Source organism: Candidatus Tokpelaia sp. (assembly GCF_008636115.1).
Lineage (GTDB): Bacteria > Pseudomonadota > Alphaproteobacteria > Rhizobiales > Rhizobiaceae > QLZD01.
The window spans coordinates 1-399 of record NZ_QLZD01000047.1; the positions used below are offsets into that span (position 1 = coordinate 1).

The 399-nt window shown below is 52.1% G+C and carries 1 pseudogene; it reads left to right on the plus strand.

What is annotated here, in order from left to right:
• Positions 1-399, plus strand: a pseudogene (locus DPQ22_RS08985) (hypothetical protein); the annotation flags it as partial.

The window sequence follows — 399 nt, forward strand, 5'->3', positions numbered from 1 at the left end:
GGCAATATCGCTACTAATACGACCGATATTGCTACCAACAAAACCAATATCGCCACCAATGCTACGGCGATTAACACAGTGGCAACCAACACTAATAGCTATCTTGGCGGCGGCGCTAATGTCGCCAATGGCACAGCGCCGACCTTCACTGTCCAGGGCACGAGTGCTAATAGTGTCGGCGATGCTTTCGCAGCCGTTGATACTAATTTGAGCACCATCAATACCAGCCTGACGAGCATTACTGATAGCGTCAATAACGGCACGATTGGCCCTGTGAAACGCTCCACCAGTGACACAAACAGCCTGGTTCTGACTGCTTCCAACGGCACCGCCGCTAGCCCCGGCAACAGCCAGAAGCTTACTAACCTGACTGCCGGCACATTGTCTTCAACTTCAACT